Annotated in this window: 18 protein-coding genes and 2 pseudogenes; 10 read left to right on the top strand and 10 right to left on the bottom strand. The window is 69.1% G+C overall.

Features of this window, described 5'->3' with window-relative positions; translation table 11 throughout:
• Positions 1–83: 83 nt before the first annotated feature.
• The 3 genes and pseudogenes from ACIRQP_RS18660 to ACIRQP_RS18650 all read right to left on the bottom strand — a co-directional run bounded on the left by ACIRQP_RS18660 (position 84) and on the right by ACIRQP_RS18650 (position 2,290).
• Positions 84–913, bottom strand: a pseudogene (locus ACIRQP_RS18660) (IS5 family transposase).
• 355 nt (positions 914–1,268) lie between these two features.
• The gene (locus ACIRQP_RS18655) at positions 1,269–1,631 is read right to left on the bottom strand and encodes a DoxX family protein (protein WP_403890917.1); all 363 of its coding nucleotides are present in this window, start codon (positions 1,629–1,631) and stop codon (positions 1,269–1,271) included.
• A 149-nt stretch (positions 1,632–1,780) separates the two neighbouring features.
• Complete coding sequence (locus tag ACIRQP_RS18650) at positions 1,781–2,290, bottom strand: cupin domain-containing protein (RefSeq protein WP_403890914.1); 510 nt, start codon at positions 2,288–2,290, stop codon at positions 1,781–1,783.
• A gap of 80 nt (positions 2,291–2,370) precedes the next feature.
• On the opposite strand from ACIRQP_RS18650, the gene ACIRQP_RS18645 reads away from it, so the two are divergent.
• Positions 2,371–3,222: a LysR family transcriptional regulator gene (locus ACIRQP_RS18645; RefSeq protein ID WP_403890911.1), complete on the top strand. Its 852-nt coding sequence runs from the start codon at positions 2,371–2,373 to the stop codon at positions 3,220–3,222.
• A gap of 65 nt (positions 3,223–3,287) precedes the next feature.
• On the opposite strand, the gene ACIRQP_RS18640 is transcribed toward ACIRQP_RS18645, so the two are convergent.
• Complete coding sequence (locus ACIRQP_RS18640; RefSeq protein ID WP_403890908.1) at positions 3,288–3,809, bottom strand: SAM-dependent methyltransferase; 522 nt, start codon at positions 3,807–3,809, stop codon at positions 3,288–3,290.
• A gap of 112 nt (positions 3,810–3,921) precedes the next feature.
• Between ACIRQP_RS18640 and ACIRQP_RS18635 the strand changes: the two genes are divergently transcribed.
• Complete coding sequence (locus ACIRQP_RS18635; protein ID WP_403890905.1) at positions 3,922–4,047, top strand: hypothetical protein; 126 nt, start codon at positions 3,922–3,924, stop codon at positions 4,045–4,047.
• On the opposite strand, the gene ACIRQP_RS18630 is transcribed toward ACIRQP_RS18635, so the two are convergent.
• Positions 4,032–5,174 (bottom strand): serine hydrolase domain-containing protein, encoded by a 1,143-nt coding sequence (locus tag ACIRQP_RS18630; protein ID WP_403890902.1) that lies wholly within the window; start codon positions 5,172–5,174, stop codon positions 4,032–4,034. The two genes, ACIRQP_RS18635 and ACIRQP_RS18630, sit on opposite strands and share 16 nt — an antisense overlap.
• A 228-nt stretch (positions 5,175–5,402) precedes the next feature.
• Here ACIRQP_RS18630 and ACIRQP_RS18625 point away from each other — a divergent pair, with 228 nt between their 5' ends.
• The gene (locus ACIRQP_RS18625) at positions 5,403–5,576 is read left to right on the top strand and encodes a hypothetical protein (RefSeq protein ID WP_403890899.1); all 174 of its coding nucleotides are present in this window, start codon (positions 5,403–5,405) and stop codon (positions 5,574–5,576) included.
• Positions 5,577–5,580: 4 nt separating this feature from the next.
• Positions 5,581–6,357, top strand: coding sequence for a MerR family transcriptional regulator (locus tag ACIRQP_RS18620; RefSeq protein ID WP_403890897.1), 777 nt, complete (start codon positions 5,581–5,583; stop codon positions 6,355–6,357).
• Positions 6,358–6,552: 195 nt separating this feature from the next.
• Here the strand turns inward: ACIRQP_RS18620 and ACIRQP_RS18615 are convergent, their stop codons facing one another.
• Positions 6,553–7,113, bottom strand: a complete 561-nt coding sequence (locus tag ACIRQP_RS18615; RefSeq protein WP_403890894.1) for a DinB family protein — start codon at positions 7,111–7,113, stop codon at positions 6,553–6,555.
• 702 nt (positions 7,114–7,815) lie between these two features.
• Here ACIRQP_RS18615 and ACIRQP_RS18610 point away from each other — a divergent pair.
• The 4 genes from ACIRQP_RS18610 to ACIRQP_RS18595 all read left to right on the top strand — a co-directional run bounded on the left by ACIRQP_RS18610 (position 7,816) and on the right by ACIRQP_RS18595 (position 14,278).
• Entirely contained in the window at positions 7,816–8,022 is a 207-nt protein-coding gene (locus tag ACIRQP_RS18610; protein WP_403890891.1) for a type A2 lantipeptide, read from the top strand.
• A gap of 190 nt (positions 8,023–8,212) precedes the next feature.
• Entirely contained in the window at positions 8,213–9,019 is an 807-nt protein-coding gene (locus ACIRQP_RS18605; RefSeq protein WP_403890889.1) for an HlyD family efflux transporter periplasmic adaptor subunit, read from the top strand.
• Between the two features lie 221 nt (positions 9,020–9,240).
• Complete coding sequence (locus tag ACIRQP_RS18600; RefSeq protein WP_403891206.1) at positions 9,241–11,370, top strand: NHLP family bacteriocin export ABC transporter peptidase/permease/ATPase subunit; 2,130 nt, start codon at positions 9,241–9,243, stop codon at positions 11,368–11,370.
• Position 11,371: 1 nt separating this feature from the next.
• Positions 11,372–14,278, top strand: coding sequence for an NHLP bacteriocin export ABC transporter permease/ATPase subunit (locus ACIRQP_RS18595; protein ID WP_403890886.1), 2,907 nt, complete (start codon positions 11,372–11,374; stop codon positions 14,276–14,278).
• 339 nt (positions 14,279–14,617) lie between these two features.
• Here the strand turns inward: ACIRQP_RS18595 and ACIRQP_RS18590 are convergent, their stop codons facing one another.
• Together ACIRQP_RS18590 and ACIRQP_RS18585 are read right to left on the bottom strand one after the other, a co-directional pair.
• On the bottom strand, positions 14,618–15,346 hold the full coding sequence (locus tag ACIRQP_RS18590) for an SDR family oxidoreductase (RefSeq protein ID WP_403890883.1): 729 nt from the start codon (positions 15,344–15,346) through the stop codon (positions 14,618–14,620).
• A 213-nt stretch (positions 15,347–15,559) separates the two neighbouring features.
• The gene (locus ACIRQP_RS18585; RefSeq protein ID WP_403890880.1) at positions 15,560–16,423 is read right to left on the bottom strand and encodes an SDR family NAD(P)-dependent oxidoreductase; all 864 of its coding nucleotides are present in this window, start codon (positions 16,421–16,423) and stop codon (positions 15,560–15,562) included.
• Positions 16,424–16,509: 86 nt separating this feature from the next.
• Here ACIRQP_RS18585 and ACIRQP_RS18580 point away from each other — a divergent pair, with 86 nt between their 5' ends.
• Entirely contained in the window at positions 16,510–16,863 is a 354-nt protein-coding gene (locus ACIRQP_RS18580) for an ArsR/SmtB family transcription factor (RefSeq protein WP_403890877.1), read from the top strand.
• Positions 16,864–17,131: 268 nt separating this feature from the next.
• Here the strand turns inward: ACIRQP_RS18580 and ACIRQP_RS18575 are convergent, their stop codons facing one another.
• Complete coding sequence (locus tag ACIRQP_RS18575) at positions 17,132–17,365, bottom strand: hypothetical protein (RefSeq protein ID WP_403890875.1); 234 nt, start codon at positions 17,363–17,365, stop codon at positions 17,132–17,134.
• A gap of 415 nt (positions 17,366–17,780) precedes the next feature.
• Positions 17,781–18,056, bottom strand: a pseudogene (locus tag ACIRQP_RS18570) (RNA polymerase subunit sigma-24); the annotation flags it as partial.
• A gap of 92 nt (positions 18,057–18,148) precedes the next feature.
• On the opposite strand from ACIRQP_RS18570, the gene ACIRQP_RS18565 reads away from it, so the two are divergent.
• Entirely contained in the window at positions 18,149–19,117 is a 969-nt protein-coding gene (locus ACIRQP_RS18565) for a histidine kinase dimerization/phosphoacceptor domain-containing protein (protein ID WP_403890873.1), read from the top strand.
• Positions 19,118–19,163 lie beyond the last annotated feature (46 nt).

Here is a 19,163-nt window from a genome sequence, read left to right as displayed (position 1 = left end):
CGCCGCTGATCCCGGCGCCCCTATCGGGCACGGCCGTACCGAAGCGAACCTCGGCCAGGCCCCTTAGGAGTTGTCTTCACATGTCACGCCCACATCAGGAGCGAGGCGAGGATGACGGCCGCTTGGTAGGACTCGGCGGTCTTGTCGTAGCGGGTCCCGATGCCACGCCACTGCTTGAGGCGGTTGAAGCACCGTTCCACGACGTTGCGCTGCTTGTAGAGCTGCTTGTCGAAGCGGGGCGGGCGTCCGCCTCGGCTGCCGCGGCGGGCCCGGTTGCGCTTCTGGTCGGCCCGCTCGGGAATGGTGTGGGCGATGCCGCGCCGCCGCAGCCAGGTGCGTATCGCGCGGGAGCTGTAGCCCTTGTCGCCCAGCACATGAGCGGGCCGCAGCCGGGGCCGTCCCGGCCCGAGGCGGGGCACCCGGATCGCCTCCATCACGGCGGTGAACTGCGTGCAGTCGTTCGTGTTGCCGCCCGTCAGCACGAAGCCGAGCGGGCGCCCCAGGGCATCGCAGGCCAGGTGGATCTTGCTGGTCAGGCCGCCCCGGGAACGTCCGGGTGCGGGGATGCGGAGCCCCCTTTTCTGGCTCCGACGGCATGCTGGTGGGCGCGTACGACGGTGGAGTCGACCGACACCACTCAGTCGATCTCGCCCGCCGCGTCCGCCCGGGCCTGGGCGGCCCGGAGCATCCGCTCGAAGGTGCCGTTTAGGGCCCACCGGCGAAAGCGAGTGTGCAGCGTGTGCCAGAAGCCGTACCGCTCCGGCACGTCCCGCCAGGCCGTGCCCGTCCGGAACTTCCACACGATCCCGTTGAGCACGGTTCGGTCGTTCAGCCGCTTCCGTCCGCGCAAGGACTGGGGCAGCAACGGACGGAGGAACTCCCACTCCGCATGGGACAGTTCATGGCGACGTATTACCCGACCATGATCCACTACTCAAGATCAATTGAAGACACGCCCTAGATGTGTTGGTCACGAGCGTTGTTGACACCGCTGGGGCTTGATCACGGCGAAGACCTCCGGTGTGGTGGAGCTGTCCAGGACTACACCGCACGGAGGTCTTCATACCCAACGTAATGCCCGGCTGACTGTTCACGGCAGGCGGATACAGGCTGCACCGAAGCCATTCCGGTCTCGCCCTCGACGCCTTCCCGACCCGAAGGATCGACACGAAACCAACTACTTCGCTCACCACCAGGCCCAACTGGCCGCCGGTGTACCGCAGTCTGGCCTGCCTGAGCTCACGGCCATATCCGTCACAGCCACGTCGTCACAGCCATGTCGTCGCCAGCCAACTGGTCACGGCCGCGGCCAGACTGAGCGTGATGTTCAGAGCGACCTGGCGGTCTCCGCGGCTCAGGTGGACCCTGGTCGCACCGATCTGCAGGACTACGAACCCGATGGCGGCAGCCAGGGCCAGCCAGGGCGCGATACCGGTCAGCGGCGGAATGACCAGCCCGATCGCGCCGAGTACTTCCATCACCCCGATCGCCCTGACCGCCGTCATCGGCGTGCTGTCCACCCAGGCCATCATCGGCCGGAGCCGCTCACGGCTCTGCACCACCTTCACCCCGCCCCCGTAGAGGTGGAAGAGAGCGAGCAGTCCGGCGACGATCCAATAAGCGACGTTCACGATTCCCATCCACGATTACCGGTCGCAGGCGACTACATCGTCACCAGAGTGAGGACCAACAAGAGGCACACGCGAGTGCGCCAGCGGCTCGGACCTTCAGTGGTAGGAGCCGCGGCCGTACGGATTCGGTGGCCGGCACCCGGGCGGCGTTATCCTTCCGGCCTCGGGGCGAAGTCGGTGGCGGGCTCGGTGGCGTAGCGGCTCATCGTTTGGATGTGCGCCTCCGGGGTCAGTGCCTGACCGCCGGCGATCATGTCCCGCAGGTCTCGGAAGTACTGCACATACAGGTCCGGCGTAAAAGTGCTGAGCATGACAGCCGGCTGGTCGGTCACGTTGGCGAAAGTGTGTGGGGCCCCGGGCGGGACCATCACGAGCGTGCCCGCCGTCGCGTCGTAGTCCTTGTGTCCGACCGTGAACCGCACCGCGCCGGAGATGACGTAGAAACCCTCGTCGTGCTGCGCGTGACGGTGCTGCGGCGGTCCCGGCGTGTGCGGTGCGAGGACGGACTCGGCGAGTCCGAGGCGGTGCCCGGTGTTGGTGCCGTCTTCGAGTACCCGCAGTCGCGTGGCGCCCAGGAAGATCGTCTCGCCGTCGTCCGGGCCCACCACCGATACGGCGGGGTCGGTGATCGCCTCACTGGTTTTCGGTTTGTCGCTCATGCTTCGATTCCACTGCCAGGGCACTGCGGCTGTCCAAGACCCATTCTGTGCTACCGATACCGTACGGGTATCGTTGCAGCATGGAGCTACGTACGCTGCGCTACTTCGTGGCGGTCGCCGAGGAACTCCACTTCGGCCGGGCGGCCTCCCGGCTGCACATGAGTCAGCCGCCCCTGAGCCGGGCGATCAAGCAACTGGAGACCGAGGTCGGCGCCACGCTGTTCGACCGGTCGTCCACCGGTGTCACGCTCACTCCGCCGGGGGCCGTGCTGCTCGATGAGGCGCGCGCCCTGCTCGACCAGGCCCACCGGGTACGCGTACGCGTGGCCGCGGCAGCCGGAGCCGCGGCGATCACCGTCGGCATCCTGGGTGACAGCACCGACCCGGGCGCAACCCGGCTGGCCGACGCCTACCGCCGGCGGCACCCGGGCGTTGAGGTCCGCGTCCGCGAGACCGACCTGACCGATCCCACCTGCGGACTGCACGCCGGACTGGTCGACGTCGCCCTGACCCGAGGGCCGTTCGACGAGACCGGTCTGACCGTGCACGCGCTGCGCGCCGACCCGGTGGGAGCCCTGCTGCGCGCCGACGATCCGCTGGCCCGTCGTGACAGCCTGAAAATTGCTGACCTGGCCGACCGCCGCTGGTTCCTGTTCCCGGAGGGTACCGACCCGCTCTGGCAGTCGTACTGGAACGGCGGGGAACCTCGCGAGGGTCCGGTGGTGCGCGCCGTCCAGGAATGCCGGCAAGCCGTTCTGTGGAACGGGACGGTCGGCATGACTCTCCTGGACCATGAGCCATCCCGGGGGCTCGCCGTGGTGCCGCTGATCGACATGCCGCCGAGCCGCGTGGTGGCGGCGTGGAACGAGGGCGACACGAATCCACTGATCCGGTCGTTCGTCCGGATCGCGACCGCCGCCTACCACGACTGAGCACCGCACCGCCCGCATCGGGGGCCGAGGAGACCGGGGTACCACGCGGAATGCCGCTCCGAGCGTCAGCGGCGGCGCGCGACGGTGATGATCTCCGGGCTGAGGTCCGTCAACGGGCCGCGATCCCAGTCCCCGAACTGCTCCGCGACGACCAGGTCCGCATCTCCCAGGAACCCCGACAACGCGTCGGGACCGAGGAAGCGCAGCATGCTGCGGCTCTGCCGCGGGCTGTCCCATCCGGGACTGGTGTAGGTGTGCGTGAACGAGACGAGGTCGCCCCGCACCGGCGCGTCGACCTCGCACGCGCAGCGCACCGCGGTACCCGTGGAGTCCACCACCTCGCCCGAGTAACGCACATGCCAGTCCTCCCACTCCCGCACCAGGGGATTGCGGGTCTCGAACACGAAGCTGCCGTCGTCGGTCAGCGCCGCGGCGATCGCCGTCAGCGCGACGCGCAACTCGTCGTCGCCGAGGAGCACTTGGAACGCGTGGCCGGTCATCACCGGCAGGTCGAACTCACGGTCCCAGCCCGGCGCCACGGCCAGGTCTCCGAAGATCCACTCGATGTCCGGGCGCGTCCGCGCCACCTCCAGCATCCCGACGGCAGGGTCCAGGCCGCACAGCCGCCCGGTGCGGCCGCCCTCCCTTGCCCTCGTGGTGCGCCACGCGGCGCCATGAAGTCGAGTCAGACGGTCCGAATTGGCCCGCGCCACCGAACTCCCCGGGGTATGCGGCATCGATGTGGACCGGGGCGACCGGCTGGTGCGGGTCGAGCGCAAGGGCACCGAGGCCGAACAGTGGCCGCGTGCTCAGCCCGTCGGCTGAGCCGGCTCGGTCTGCCCGTCGCTGAACACCTCCTTGACGAGCCGCTGCTTCACCTTCTCGAACGCCTCGGCCAGGGCGGGCCAGTCGAGCTCGGCGTCCCCGGAGGTCAGCGAGCCGGTCAGGGTCTTACGGCCGTCGGGCGTGCTGTACATCAGCGCCGCCCAGCCCCAGAAGCCGCCGTTGTGCTGGAGGATGGTGCCACCGCCGTCCGTCTCCTCCACGAACACCCCCAGGCCGTAGCCCATCTTGGGGTGCGGTGTGCGCATCTCGGCCAGTAGCGGGGCCGGCAGGAGCTTGCCGCTCATCAGCGCGGAGAAGAACGTGTGCAGGTCCTGGCTGGTCGAGATCATGTCACCGGCGGTGGAGATCCAGGACGGGTTGAAGCGGGTGGTGTCCCCCACCTTCCACTGGCCGGCATCCTCGTACCCGTAGTAGCCGTGGGCGTGCGGCTCGGGGATCTCCGGCGAGGCGCCCGGCATCACGGTGCCGGTCAGCCCGAGCGGACCCAGGATCAGCCGCTGTATCTCCTCGGCGTAGGAGCGGTCGGTGCCCTTCTCGATCAGCAGCCTGGCCAGCACGTAGTTGGTGTTGGAGTAGCTCCAGTCCGTCCCCGGCTCGAACCGCGCCGGCTTGGACAACGCCAGCCGCACGAGCTCCTCCGGCCGGTAGGTGCGGAACTGATTGCCCATCCACTCCTTGCCCACCGCGGGGACTACACCGGGCACGACCGTACCGTCGTCATAGATCTCGCCGGTGAAGCTGAACAACCCGCTGGTGTGCTGGAGCAGCATCCGCACCGTGATCTGTCGGTCCAGCCCGAACTCGGGCAGGTAGTCGTCCGCCGGGGTGTCCAGCCCGATCTTGCCCTCGGCCACCAGTTGCAGCACCAGGGTCGCGGTGAAGGTCTTGGTGATGCTGCCGATCCGGAAGTGCCCGTTGGTCGGTGGCTTGGCGGCCTCGCCCAGCTTGCGCACCCCGGCGCTGCCGACCCACTGGCCCCGCTCATCGTGCACGCGCAGCTGCACCCCGGCGAAACCGGAATCGACGATTTCCTGGATGGCCTTCTGCAGCTCCGGGCGATCCGGCCCGGCAGCGGTGTTCATGATGGTGTGGAGGGACTCACCCATGGTCATTCCTTGTCTCGCGATACTTAGGTGTTCGGCACAGCGCAACAGCGCAACAGCGCAACAGCGCAACAGCGCAACAGCGCAACAGCGCAACGGTGGCCTGGTGACCACCGGCCCCTTCGAGGCGGCCGTGCGATGAGCGTGCACCCTGACCCAAGGTCAAGCTCAAGTCCTATCGAGTGGTCGCCGGGTGCCGGCCTCGGCGACAAGGGTGATGAGCTGGAACAGATGCGCGCTACGCTCAGCCCTGTGATCGCCCGCAACCCATACCTCAAGGCGAGTGCGAAGGCCGACGGCGACCACGGCCCGATCCCGTGCGAGGACTTCCGTGCCGTCGCCGACGTGGTGCGCGAGACCGCAGCCGCCCGTGTTCTGGCCGCCCACGATCTGGAGGTGTGCTGAGCCGATGGCAGATGGGCTCACGATCGGTCAGGCGGCGGCGTTCGTCGGTGTCACGATCAAGACAGTGCGGCACTATCACCGGCTCGGCCTGGTCCAGGAGCCCGAACGTGACGGTTCCGGCTACCGGCGTTACGGGTCGGCCGACCTGCTCCGGCTGGTCCAGGTCCGGACGCTGGCCGGGGCCGGCGTGCCGCTGGCCGAGATCGGTGACCTGCTCGACGCCGGTCCCGAGCGGTTCACCGCCGCCCTGGACGACGTCCATCGTCGGCTCACCGAACGGATCGAGGACCTGATCGCGCGCCGCGACACGCTGCACCGGCTCGCCCATGGCGACCGGCTCCTGCTGCCCGACCGGGCCTGCGCGGTCTTGGACCGACTGAACGATCTCGGCTTCAGTCCCGACTACGTGGCCACTCAACGGGAGGCTCTGGTGCTGGCACGGGCGCTGGTTCCGGAGGTCTTCGACAGCTTCCTGACCATGCTCGAACATTGGATGGACGATCCCGAGTTCGTCGAGCTGACCAAGCGCGGCTGGGACGCGATGTCCTGGGATCCGGACGACCCGCGGATCGAGGAGCTGGCGTGCGCGGTGGCCGACAAGCTGCTGGCCAACCGCGCGCTGCTGGCGATGCCGACCGGGTTCCTGAACCAGTCCGACGCCGCCTCCCGGTACGGACTGGTCAACCACCACCGGGAGGAGCGGGTGCCGTCCATCGCCCGGTTGAACGCGCTGGTCGAGGCGAACCTGCGCGCGGCCGGGATCGACGTCCCGCATCGTTGACGGCCGCAACCCCGGCAGGCCCGGGGTTGCGGCGGGACGCCCGCCTTTCGCTCAAGCCGGGCGACACGCGACGACAGCCTCGGCCGCGCACCCACGCACACAACACGCCCTGGCCGGACCTGGAGAAACGATACGGACGCGTCGGACCGGGTGACACCTCGTCCGGCCCGTCGACGCTTTCGCAGCGGGCCCTCGTTACTGGCCTACCCTTCCGTCGATGCACTCGCGCAGCAGATCGGCGTGCCCGCAGTGACGTGCATACTCCTCAATCCGGTGCACCATCAGCTCCCGAACCGCGATCCCCTCCTTCCCCAGACGCTCACTCAGATCCGGGTGCCCGGCCAGCGCGGCGTCGGTCGCGGCCTGCTCGTGCTCCAGAGCGGAGTACGCGGCGTCGACCTCGGCCTGCTCGGCGACAACTCCGTCGAAGTCCGCGCCACCCTCGCCGTACAGCTTCGGCAGCGGATCACCGTCGCTGATCCAGTTGCGCCAGTCCCGTTCCACCTCGACGAGGTGCCGAAGCAGGCCGAGCAGCGACATCGTCGACGGTGGAACCGACCTACGGGCCAGTTGCTCCGCATCCAGGCCCTCGCACTTCATCCGCAGCGTCATGCGGTAGTTCGTCAGGAAGTCCTGCAGCGTCGCAAGCTCGCCGTCCGGACTGGGTCCTTCGCTGTTGCGGGGGTCGTCGCCCGGGTCGGCCCACATGTCCGGGTAGATGGTTGCGATGCTCCATCGTGCGGGTTCGTCACTCATGCGTTCCATGTTCGTCCGTGACGTCCAAGCTCGCCAGGCAGTGTCCGACAAATCCGAGCCCCGACGCGTGGGCCCGCGACGCACGCGAGGCGCTCCCCGACGGCCCGGACGCTCCGGGAGCAGCACCCCGCACCGTCGCCGACGCCGTCGAAGCGAGCTGGATCGCCGAAGCCCGCGCACTGTCACCGCGCACCGCGCCGACACCGTCCCGTACGGTCGGCAGAAGTGCGCACGGCATAACCAATAGGCCTATCACGCAGCACGGTTGATCACCCACCGCGCACACCTCGCTGCGCTGGGGTGCGAATTCGCGGGAGCGCGCGGTCTCTCGTGAATCTGCACACCGGTCACATGGGCGGTACATCATCTCCCAGTGGGCTTCGCAGTTCGGTCCGAGGGTCTGCGCGTTGGCGTGGAATGTCTCGTTCGGTCGTCGCGGGGGGCCCAGTCCGTGGGTAATCACACCTGCAAAGACGTGGGGATGCTGCCACCACTTCATGAACGTGCCTGCACACCATGCCGTTTCGGTGCCGCGATACGTCGCGATCGGGAGGCGATGTGATTGGCAAGGCGGCGCGACCCCGTGCTTTCATCCTTCGCACCGCGGCAATCGCACAGACGGAAGGCTCCGTTCCGGGGCCCGACGAAGCGCGCGACCGCTGTGGAAATTCCGAGATATCAGCGCGAAGGGAAGCAAAGATCATGTCCTTCACCCCGCAGGTCGAGACCCAGGAAATCTCCGACAGCGACCTGGACAACGTGTCCGGTGGCCTCGTCGGCGGTCTGGTCGGCACCGTCGTCTCCACCGCTGACTCCGTCCTCCCCGTCTCGGGGATCGTCGGTACTGCCACCGGTGTTGTCGGCGGCCTCACGTCCGGCCTCCCGGTTGGCGTCGGCGTCGACCTCTGAGTCGGTCAGGTGCCGCTGAGCGGCACGACCTCGTGTGGTGATCACTGCCACGCGCGGTGACTTACGGCGCGTCGGCGGTTTCCCCGACCGACGGACCGCGCCACGTGCCCCGGTGCCGCTCCAGGTTCCGGGGCATACGGCCGCCCGAGGCCCGGACAGGACCTGACGGCCCGGAAGGGAAGAGTGTGTCGTGCAGTTCCGCCAACAGGCGCTCGCCAAGCTGCGGTCGCCGGAGGAAATCGATCTGCCGGTGCGCTTCGCCCGGCCCCAGGGCTGTCTCGTCCTCGCCGTCACGGTCGTGGTCATGGCCGCCGCCACCGTCTGGGCGGTGACCGGCTCCCTGTCGTCCACCGTCGGCGCCGCCGGAATCCTCACCCACGGGCAGGGCAGCTACGTCCTGCAGAGCCCGGTCGCGGGCCAGGTCACCGAGGTGCTCGTCGAGGAGGGCAGGCACGTTCCCGCGAACACACCGCTTCTCAAGGTCCGTACGGCGGGCGGGACCACCGTCGTCCGTACGATCGCCGCGGGCCGGGTGACAACACTCGTCGCGACAATCGGCTCCGTGGTCACCACCGGCACGGACGTCGCGGCCGTGGAGCGGATCGACAGCCCGGACGACCCGCTCATGGCGATGTTGTACCTGCCGGCCGACAACGGCTCCGAGATCTCCGTGGGAGCCTCGGTCGATCTCACCGTCCAGTCCGTGCCGGCCAAGCGGTACGGGGTGCTGCGCGGCGAAGTGAAGTCAGTGGGGCGGACCGGGCTGACGGCCCAGCGGATCGCCGGAGCCCTCGGCAGCAACCAGTTGGGCGAACACTTCTCGAAGGGCGGTCAGCCCGTCCCCGTCCTCGTACAGCTGGACCGTTCCTCGTCCACCACGTCCGGTTTCACCTGGTCGACGTCGGACGGTCCGCCGTACGCGGTCGACTCCATGACGCTCGCCGACGGCACCATTCACCTGGCCGAGCAGCGTCCGATCGATTGGCTGCTGCCGTGACCGTACCGAACGCCTCCGCGACGCCGGAGGAGCGACCCGAATCGCGCGAACGGCCCGTTCCGGCCGGGCACGGCCGGCACCGCCCGGGGCCCGCCAGGCTCCCGCGGCCCGGACGGACCCCCAAGTCCCCCAAGTCCCCCAAGTCCGCCGAGTCCACGAAGCCTTCCCGGGGCGCCAAGTCCGCCGCGACCAAGCGGCCGAAGGCCGTACGGACGCCCACCATCCTCCAGATGGAGGCCGTGGAGTGCGGCGCCGCATCGCTCGCCATGGTGCTCGCCCACTACGGGCGCCATGTCCCACTCGAAGAACTGCGCATCGCGTGCGGTGTGTCCCGCGACGGCTCCCGAGCCAGCAACCTGCTGAAGGCCGCGCGGAGTTACGGTCTCCAGGCCAAGGGCATGCAGATGGAACCGGCGGCACTCGCCGGGGTGCGGCCACCGGCCATCCTCTTCTGGGAGTTCAACCACTACGTCGTGTACGACGGCACGGGGCGCAAGCTGGGCCGTCGAGGCGTGTACATCAACGACCCCGGCAAGGGCCGCCGTTTCGTCTCCACCGAGGACTTCGACACCAGTTTCACCGGGGTCGCGCTCGTCTTCGAGCCGTCGGCCGCTTTCCGCGAGGGCGGCCGCAAGCAGGGTGTGCTGGGCGCGGTACCGGCGCGGCTGCGCGGCACGACCGGCACGCTCCTGGCCGCCCTGCTCGCCAGCCTGCTCCTGGTCGGAGTCGGCGCGGTGGTGCCCGCGCTGAGCCGTACGTACATCGACATGTTCCTGATCGGCAAGCAGACCTCGCTGCTGGGGCCCCTGTTCGCGGCGATGGCGGCGACGGTGGTGCTCACCGCCACACTGACCGGACTGCAGCAGGCCAATCTGCTGCGCGGACGCATCATCTCGTCGACGCTGAGCAGCGCCCGGTTCCTGCGCCATCTGCTCCGGCTGCCGGTCACCTTCTTCGCCCAGCGCAGCCCCGCCGATCTGGTCCAGCGCCTTCAGTCGAACGACACGGTCGCCGAAACACTGGCACGGGACCTCGCGGCCGCCGGCGTGGACGGGGTGGTGGTGATCCTCTACGCCGTCCTGCTGTGGACGTACGATCCGCAGCTCACGGTCGTCGGAGTGCTGATCGCGCTGCTCAATGTGGTGGCGATGCGGATCGTCATCCGGCTGCGCGCCACCCACACCCAGAAACTGCGCGCGGACAGTGCCCGCCTGACCAACACCTCATACACCGGCCTGCAGTTGATCGAGACCCTGAAGGCCACCGGTGGCGAGAACGGCTACTTCCGCCGCTGGGCGGGGCAGCACGCCACCACACTGGACGTGCAGCAGCGCCTCGGCGTACCGACCGCCGCCCTCGCCGTCGTCGCACCGGCCCTCGCGACACTCAACAGCGCGCTGATCCTCTGGATCGGCGGACTGCGCGCGGTCGAGGGCCATATCTCCATCGGTCTGCTCGTCGCCTTCCAGGCGCTCGTCACGCGCTTCACCGCGCCGATCACCCGGCTGAACGGAGTGGCCGGCCGGGTCCAGGACTTCGCCGCCGACGTGGCCAGGCTGAAGGACGTCGAGAGCTTCCCGGCCGACGAGCTGTACACGCGCCCGACGCCGGACGACGCGAACACCCGCAGACTGACGGGCCATGTGCACCTGGAGAACATCACCTTCGGCTACAGCCCGCTGGACGCGCCGCTGCTCAAGGACTTCTCCCTGACGGTCGGCCCCGGGCGGCAGGTGGCGCTCGTCGGCGGCTCCGGCAGTGGCAAATCCACTGTGTCCAGGCTGATTTCGGGACTCTACCGGCCCTGGGAGGGGACGATCCGTATCGACGGGCAGCGTCTTGAGGACATCTCCCGTGGTGCGCTCGCCGCGTCGGTCTCCTTCGTCGACCAGGACGTCTTCCTCTTCGAAGGGACGGTCCGTGACAACGTGGCCCTGTGGGACCCGTCCATACCGGACGACGCCGTCGTCGCGGCGCTCAAGGACGCCGCGCTGTACGACGTGATCGTACGGCGCCCCGGGGGCGTCCACAGCCGGGTCGAGCAGGACGGACGCAACTTCTCCGGCGGGCAGCGGCAGCGCCTGGAGATCGCCAGGGCACTCGTCAGGCGACCGAGCGTCCTCGTTCTCGACGAGGTCACGAGCGCTCTGGACGCGCGGACCGAGCGGCTGGTCATCGACAACCTGCGACGGCGGGGCTGTGCGTGTGTGGTGATCGCGCACCGGCTGAGCACGGTGCGGGACAGCGACGAGATCGTGGTGCTCGACCACGGGTCGATCGTCGAACGGGGACGGCACGAAGACCTGGTCGCGGCCCGCGGTCCGTACGCCGAACTCGTCAAGGAGCACTGAGATGTCGTCCGTTCCCCCGCCCGTAGACGGGACCGGCGCGGTGATACACGCCCTCGGCGGACTCGGCACGCCGCTCGACCACACCGGTCTCGGCAGTGTGCCGCTGGAAGGGCCGCACGTGCTGTGGCTCGTCATGGACGGGACGCTGGATCTCTTCGCGGTCGACGCCGCCGAGCAGGGCCACTGGCACTATCTCGGCCGCCTCGAAGCGGGCGCGCTGCTGCTCGGCCCGGTCGAGGGCGCTCAGCACACCCTGGCGGGCAAGCCCTCGCAGGAGTGTCTGCTGCGCCGGATTCCGCTGCGCGAGCTGTACCGCGCGGAGTACGAGCAGCAGTACGACCCGTACGGGCAGCAGTACCCGCATCAGGATCAGCTCGGGCCGTACGCACAGCCGAGCGCGGACGGGACCTGGGCATCCGCACCGGCACCGACTCCGCTGGAGCACGCGTTCGCGCTCGGCATCGGGCGCGGTCTGGGCGTCCTGCTGGAAGCGCCGTTGGACGGACGCCCCGGTGGCGACGACGCCCTGACCGACGATGACGACCTCCTGTGGATGCAGGTCCCCCCGGGCAGCGTGGCGTACGGCGCCGCGTACAGCGCCGAGGCGGCCGGTGATCTGCTGGTCGACGGCGCGCTGTGGCAGCGGATGGTCAACCAGCAGCACCGGCTGCTGTCCGCGGTCGACCGCTGGATCGAGCGGTTGGAGAACGCCCACGCCGACCGGACCGCGGCCGGAATCAAGGCCGGTGAAGCGGTACGCGCGCAGGCGGACCAGGCATTGATCGCCTCCATCGACGGGCCCGCCAGAACCGGACGGAGCGCGGCGGGAATGCCCGGGACGGGCGGCGACGAGGCCGCCTTCGCCATCTGCCAAGTGGTCGCCGAGGCAGGTGGGATCACCCTCTCGGGACCGCCGAGGAGCGGTCTGGTCAACGACCGCGTCAGCGCCGTCGAACGTATCGCCGTCGGCGCCCGGATCCGTACCCGCGCGGTCCGGCTCGACGGGAACTGGTGGCGTACGGACGCCGGCCCGCTGGTGGGCCACTGGGCCAAGTCCGGCGCGCCGGTCGCGCTGCTGTGGCGGCGCGGCCGGTACGAGGCGGTGAACCCGGCCTCGGGGCTGCGGATGCGGCTCGGCCCGCACAACGCCGGGGAACTGGAGCCGCGTGCCGTCATGTTCTACCGGCCGCTGCCCGACCGGCCCATGACACCGGCGCGGCTGGTGCGCTTCAGTCTGCGCGGCAGCGGCACTGACGCGCGGAATCTCGCGCTGAGCGGGCTGGTCACGGTCGGCCTCGGCGCGCTGGTACCGATCGCGACGGGGCAGGTGCTCGGGGTCTTCGTACCGAACGCCGAGACGAGCCTCATCGCCCAGGTCTCGCTGGCCGTCATGATCACCAGCGTGGTGACCGCCGCGTTCGCGCTGTTGCAGAACCTGACCCTGCTGCGTCTTGAGGGCCGGATCGAGAGCGTGCTGCAGCCCGCCGTCTGGGACCGGCTGCTGCGGTTGCCGACGAAGTTCTTCACCAGCCGTTCCACCGGCGAACTTGCCAGTGCGGCCATGGGGATCAGTTCCATCCGCAGGGTGCTCTCGGGCGTCGGCCCGGTGGCCGTGCAGGCGAGCACGGTCGGCGCGATGAACCTCGTACTGCTGCTCTGGTACAGCGTGCCGCTGGCGCTGGCGGCGATCGCCATGCTGATCGTCATCGCGGCCGTGTTCCTCGGGATGGGGCTGTGGCAGGTGCGCTGGCAGCGACGGCTCGTGGAGCTGAGCAACAAGCTCAACAACCAGGCGTTCCAGACCCTGCGCGGGCTGCCCAAGCTGAGGGTCGCGGCGGCGGAGAGCTTCGCGTACGCGGCGTGGGCCGACGAGTTCGCCCGCTCCCGCGAACTGCAGCAGCGTACGGGCCGGATCAGAAACCTGACCACGGTCCTCGACGCGGTCTATCTGCCGCTCTGTTCCCTCATCATGTTCATGCTCTTGGCGGGCCCGGCGCGGAACAGCATGTCGGCGGGCGAATTCCTCACCTTCAACACCGCCGTGACGATGCTGCTGACCTCCGTCACCCAGCTGAGCGGCGCGTTCGTCTCGACGGCAGCCGCACTGCCGATGTTCGAACAGATCAAGCCGGTGCTGGACGAGCAGCCCGAGGTCCGCTCCGCCAGCACCCAGCCCGGCGTCCTGTCCGGCGGGATCGAGGCCCGGAAACTCTCCTTCCGCTACTCCGCCGACGGCCCGCTGATCCTGGACGACGTGTCACTGGAGATCCGGCCGGGCGAGTTCGTGGCGATCGTCGGCCCGAGCGGCTGCGGGAAGTCCACCCTGCTCCGGCTGCTCATCGGCTTCGACCAGCCGCTCTCGGGCAGTGTGCTGTACGACGGCCAGGACCTGGCCGCTCTCGACCAGGCGGCCGTGCGCCGACAGTGCGGGGTCGTCCTGCAGAACGCGCAGCCGTTCACCGGGTCGATCCTGGACTGCGTCAGCGGCGCCGAGGCGTTTTCCCAGGAGGAGGTATGGGAAGCCGCCGAGATGGCCGGCCTCGCCGACGACATCACACACATGCCCATGGGCCTGCACACCTTGATCTCCGGCGGCGGCGCGATCTCCGGTGGGCAGCGGCAGCGGCTGATGATCGCCCAGGCCCTCATCCGCCGTCCCAGCATCCTGTTCTTCGACGAGGCCACCAGCGCCCTGGACAACGCGACGCAGCGCATCGTGACCGAGAGCACCAGCCGACTCCGCGCCACCCGCCTTGTGATCGCCCACCGGCTCTCGACCGTCATGGACGCCGACCGCGTCATCGTCATGGCGGACGGCCGCGTCGTGGAACAGGGGCCGCCGACCGACCTGCTGGCCGACACGAAAGGCCGGCTTCATGAGCTGGTACGGCGCCAGCTCGCCCATTGAGGCCGCGCGAGTTGTGGGCGCGTGGCCTGGCGCTCGACCCGGCCGCCCCGGACGACCTGCGAGCCCGGGTTGCTGGGTTGCTGGGTTGCTGGGGTGCTGGGGGCTGGGTCTGCCGCATTTCCTCCTGTGGAGCCGACTGCCAACGGCGGTCGTGGGGGCGGGTCATGGTCCATCCGGACTGGAAGCCGCGGCAGTCGGCAGTCACCGGCCGAACGGCCGGGTGCGACTGAGCGCTGTGGTCGGCCAGTTCTGCGGACTACAGCGCTCAGTACATGGAGCACCTTCCGGCTACCCGGATCGTCGGCGTCCGGCCGAGCCGGAAGCCGGAGGGCGAGCGGTTCAGGAGAGCCAGTCGGCGTAGTGGGTGGGGGCGAGGTGGGCGTCCGTGTCGGTGAGGACGTCACTCTTGACGGCGGCGAACATGCCGGCGGTGGGGTCGGTGACGACGGTGCGGCTGTCGCCCTTGTGGGAGAGGGTGATCCGGCCCAGCTCGTCCAGGAGGAAGACTTCGGGGCCGGCGACATTGTGAATGCCCCCCAGCGGGGCGCCCGCGGCGACTTTCGCCACCGCGTCGGCCACGTCCTTGGCGGCGATCGGCTGGATCGGTGTGGCGGGCAGCCGGACGGTGTCGTTGTCGGCGGTCCAGGACATGACCGCGTCGATGAACTCCATGAACTGTGTCGCGCGGACGATCGAGTAGGGGATCGGCCCGGCCGCGAGGATGTCCTCCTGGAGGGTCTTGGCCCGGTAGTAGTCGAGCTCCGGCACCTGGTCCACGCCGACGATCGAGAGGATGACGAAGTGGCCGACGCCGCCCTTCCGGGCCGCGGCCAGAAGGTTGTCCATCGAGGTCTGGAAGAAGGCGGGGGAGGCGTCGTCGAAGGTCGGGGAGTTCGTCAGGTTGACGACGACGTCGGCCCCCGCCACCGCCTCGTCCAGCCCCTGGCCGCTGATGACGTCGATTCCGGTGGAATGTGAGTGCGGTACCGCCTCGTGCCCGGCGGCGTTCAGATTCTTGACGACCTGCGACCCGATCAGCCCGGTACCACCGATGACCGCTAATTTCATGACATGCCTTTCGTCGGGAGATGCATTCGTAATATGACACATGTTCCCTATGTGGGTGTTTGGCGTGAGGCCGGGTTCGTACATCTGGCCAATGTGTCGCTCACCGGCCATCGACCGGCCGAACCTCGGGTCAGCGCCCAACTCTCGCGAACTCTGCTGATCCGGGCGGGGTGGGGGAGGACGCACGTGCCGCCAGGCGGCTGTCGAGCGGCGTCAGTACAGGCTGGGGTGCAGTTCGGGCGGTCCGCCCAGGGCGTACCGCAGGGAGAGCGGGGTGCTGCCGTCGATGTCGGTGACACCGAGGTGCGCGCCCAGTTCAGCGCCGATCAGTGCCCTGCCGGAGAGCCGCATGAGATCGTCGGCCGCATAGAGGGCCGCTATCACCCGGCCGGTGAACTGCGGGGATTCGCGCCTGTTGGTTGGTCTGGCCTCAGCGGGCAGTGTCGCGATGTGCGCGCGTGCGCGCTCGGTGTCCAGCCCACCCATCCAGATCGAGACGGCGGCGACGTTGTGGGGGCGCAGTTCCTTGGCCATGTCGGCGGCCATCTTGTCGGAGCCGGCCTTCTGGGCGCCGTAGGCGGGTCCCAGGTGGTAGGCCACAGCACCGTAGTGACCTGTGTTGACGATCAGTCCCCGGCCATTGGCGATCAGCAGGGGGGCGGCGTGGAAGCTTGCGACGTAGTGCGACCGCAGGCCGACCGCTATGAGATCGGCTGCCTCCAGCGGCTGTTCCCAGAACCTCCCGGGGGGCGTGGTGTTGACCACCTTGGCCGCGTTGTTGACCAGGATGTCGAGTCGGCCGTGATTGTTTCCTATCCGGGCGAACAGTTCCGCCACGGCTTCGTCGTCGGAATGGTCGATGGCCATCGCGATGCCTCTGCCGCCGGCTTCGTCGATGAGGGCGGCAGTCTCCGCGATCGTGCCACCGTAGGGCGAATCGGACGATCGCCGGCTGCGTCCCGTCACATAGACGGTCGCGCCCGACTGCCCGAGTGCGAGGGCGATGCCCTTGCCCGCTCCCCGGCTGGCTCCGGTGACCACGGCCACTGGTGGCCCGCTGATGATCGACGCTGACATGGCAGGCCTCACTGAGTTAGACGCGGATCGAACACTCGTCACTGTACGATGGCGATCTAACATGTCAAGCGGAGGAGGGATCCACCATGGCCGAGCCGGTCCCGCGCCGTTCCAGAAACCTGGTTCACGCCGACCCGAAGGAGGTGACCCTCCAGGACGCACTCGACGCCCTCGCTGATCCGGTACGCCGCTCGATCCTGCGCGAATGCGCCGGTGAACCGGAATTCAGTCGGGCATGCGGAACATTCGACCTACCGGTCTCGAAAGCGACCGCAAGCCACCACTTCGCGGTCCTGCGAGCCGCCGGACTTCTGGAGCAGGTGGACAAGGGATCACGCAGGCTCAACCGGCTTCGGCAGCCCGAGTTCGACGCGCGGTTTCCCGGATTGCTGGCACTCGTGCTCACAGAAGGCGCGCCGCCCCGATCACCTCACGCTTGAGAGGTTGCCGACCGATTGCCGAAGGCAGGCGCGGACCGGATCAGCTGAGACGGTACGCGAATCGGACCCGTCCAGCTGAGACGGGGACCAGGTCGACGAGACGGGCCCCCTCCGCACGGGTGGAGGGGCAGTCGGACCGCCAGGTGGACCGGAACAACACCCCGGGACCCCCGGCTCCGCCAAGCGGTTCCCGGGTGTGCCGTGGGGGACCCCGGCATCTGACCGGGCCCGCACGCAACCCATGCGGCCGGAGGTCGGCCAACGCTCCTCAGGCGAGGTGGTTGGTGGTGTCGGTGTCGTCTTCGGCGGTGGGCAGCTCGCGGTGTCCTTCGGAGTGGTGGTTGACCCAGCCGCACACCCCACAGCTGTAGCGGCCGTCCAGCCCGGCGATGTGCGTGCCGCACTGCCGGCACTCGGCATGGGTGATCTGCGGACCGTCACTGGGCGTGGGGGCGGGCACCGTGTCGCCTTTCTCCGGGAACCAGTTGCTGCGTGCGCTCATGAAGCGAGGCTACCGCTGACCGGGAAGGGGCAACCCTGGCAATCCCAGTCTTCCACCCGCACTGCGCGGAGCAGTACCAGGAACCGTCGTCCGCCTGACTGGCGGACGCACCACAGGACGGACAGTTCATGCGCCGTCACCCCCTCTCTTGACGCGGCCGTACGTACGCGGGCGGCCCGGCCCGAGCATGAGCCAGTCACCGGACCGTAGCGGCTGGACAACCAGTCGCACCAGAGCGCCATCACCCGTCCGCTCCTGCCGAAGGCGGAGCACGGGTCGGCATCGGGCCCGCTCCGCCGCCCGCCCCCGACGCTCCGTGAGTTTTTTCGACTTCCCGGTACCGCGTCCAGCAGTATCCGGCCCCGGACTCTTGTCTCTGACCGGGGAGCGACCTCGCGTTCGTCGGATTCCCCTCTCAGCGGCGCAGCGTGGTCTCCCGCTCCATATGCGACAGCTTCTCCGGATTGCGGACGGCGTTGAGCCCGGTGATGAGGGAGTCGACGATGCGCACCGCCATGACGGTGTCGATCTCGGCCCCCATCCGGAGAATCAGCGCCGGGTGGCCATTGACCTGTGCCGGCCGAAGTGACACCGAGCCGTCGATCCTGCCCAGCACGTGGGCCACCCTGCCGGCCCCTACGACGGGCGCCGAGGCGGCATGCAGGACTCCGCCACCATCCGACGACGCGACCGTCTTCCGCATCCGCATCTTCCGCATTGAGTGGCGCGGATGCCTCGACGCCGGCGCGCAGAGCGAGTTGACGCCACCACCAAACTTCCCCAGTGATCAATCTTCGGCAGATCCCGGAGCGATGGCGCCGGTTCGACGGCCCGGTCCGGTATCTCTCGCTCGGGCTGCTGCTCTTCGCCGGGTCGCTCCTGCCGGCATTCCAGAGCCACGGGACGCAGCTCGGCGGCCTGCCGGCCCGCCCCTTCGACGTGCTGGCCATCGTGGCGATCGCCCTCCGGTGCTTCCCGCTCGCCGTGTGCCGGCGGTGGCCGGTCGTCTGTCTCACCCTCGTGTCGCTCGGCTTCGCCGTCGACCAGCTTCGCGGCTACCACTCCGTCGCGGGCACCGCGCTGCTGAGCCTGGGGTCCCGGCTGGAACGGCACCGTCGCGCCACCGCGCTCCTGTTCTCCGCGGCGTACGTGCCGTTGGCGGTCGCGCTCCACCAGCTCGGTTCGGGCGAGCCGCCGAGCGAGTTCTTGACGTTCTACCTGGCGCTGGCCTTCGCCTGGGGCATCGGGGCGTGGCTGCGCTCCACCCGGGTGGCGGAGGCCGAACGCCGCCGCCGCGTCGCCGAGGACACCCGCGCCGCCGAACGCACCCGCATCGCCCGCGAACTCCATGACGTCGTGACCCACCATGTGACGGCGATGGTCGTGCAGGCCGAGGCGGCACGATATCTGACCGCCGCGCCGGCGCGCCTCGATCAGACCCTGACCGCCGTCGTCGGCACAGACAGACGGACCATCACCGACCTGCGGCACCTGCTCGACCTGATCAACCCCGACCACGGCACCGAGGCCATGACGCCGTGCGTCGGCGGACTTCTCACGCTCGTGGAGCAGACGCGCCGGAAAACCGCATCGTCCGCAGGCTCCGTAGCGCCGGCAGTGGTATTGCTCGCGGACGGTTTCGAATCCGCCGTTGAGGCTTCCTCGCAGCCGACAAGCCCCGCACCGGCCACGGTGCAGCACAGCGCGATCAGAGCGGATGCCCTGCCATTGCGGATCATAATGTGCTCCTAGTAAGAGAATTGATGCGGAGAAATGGACGGGCAGCGCTCGGTCCGCC

This window comes from Streptomyces sp. NPDC102274, assembly GCF_044766385.1.
GTDB lineage: Bacteria > Actinomycetota > Actinomycetes > Streptomycetales > Streptomycetaceae > Streptomyces.
The sequence above is the reverse complement of the archived record's forward strand: the minus strand, read 5'-3'. Positions and strand labels throughout refer to the sequence as shown.

What these genes read in the sequence shown, in the direction of transcription:
- ACIRQP_RS18650 (WP_403890914.1), bottom strand. Translation starts at nt 2,290, where the DNA reads ATGAGCGACAAACCGAAAACCAGTGAGGCGATCACCGACCCCGCCGTA.
- ACIRQP_RS18645 (WP_403890911.1), top strand. Translation starts at nt 2,371, where the DNA reads ATGGAGCTACGTACGCTGCGCTACTTCGTGGCGGTCGCCGAGGAACTC.
- ACIRQP_RS18630 (WP_403890902.1), bottom strand. Translation starts at nt 5,174, where the DNA reads ATGGGTGAGTCCCTCCACACCATCATGAACACCGCTGCCGGGCCGGAT.
- ACIRQP_RS18625 (WP_403890899.1), top strand. Translation starts at nt 5,403, where the DNA reads ATGCGCGCTACGCTCAGCCCTGTGATCGCCCGCAACCCATACCTCAAG.
- ACIRQP_RS18620 (WP_403890897.1), top strand. Translation starts at nt 5,581, where the DNA reads ATGGCAGATGGGCTCACGATCGGTCAGGCGGCGGCGTTCGTCGGTGTC.
- ACIRQP_RS18615 (WP_403890894.1), bottom strand. Translation starts at nt 7,113, where the DNA reads ATGAGTGACGAACCCGCACGATGGAGCATCGCAACCATCTACCCGGAC.
- ACIRQP_RS18610 (WP_403890891.1), top strand. Translation starts at nt 7,816, where the DNA reads ATGTCCTTCACCCCGCAGGTCGAGACCCAGGAAATCTCCGACAGCGAC.
- ACIRQP_RS18595 (WP_403890886.1), top strand. Translation starts at nt 11,372, where the DNA reads ATGTCGTCCGTTCCCCCGCCCGTAGACGGGACCGGCGCGGTGATACAC.
- ACIRQP_RS18590 (WP_403890883.1), bottom strand. Translation starts at nt 15,346, where the DNA reads ATGAAATTAGCGGTCATCGGTGGTACCGGGCTGATCGGGTCGCAGGTC.
- ACIRQP_RS18585 (WP_403890880.1), bottom strand. Translation starts at nt 16,423, where the DNA reads ATGTCAGCGTCGATCATCAGCGGGCCACCAGTGGCCGTGGTCACCGGA.
- ACIRQP_RS18580 (WP_403890877.1), top strand. Translation starts at nt 16,510, where the DNA reads ATGGCCGAGCCGGTCCCGCGCCGTTCCAGAAACCTGGTTCACGCCGAC.
- ACIRQP_RS18575 (WP_403890875.1), bottom strand. Translation starts at nt 17,365, where the DNA reads ATGAGCGCACGCAGCAACTGGTTCCCGGAGAAAGGCGACACGGTGCCC.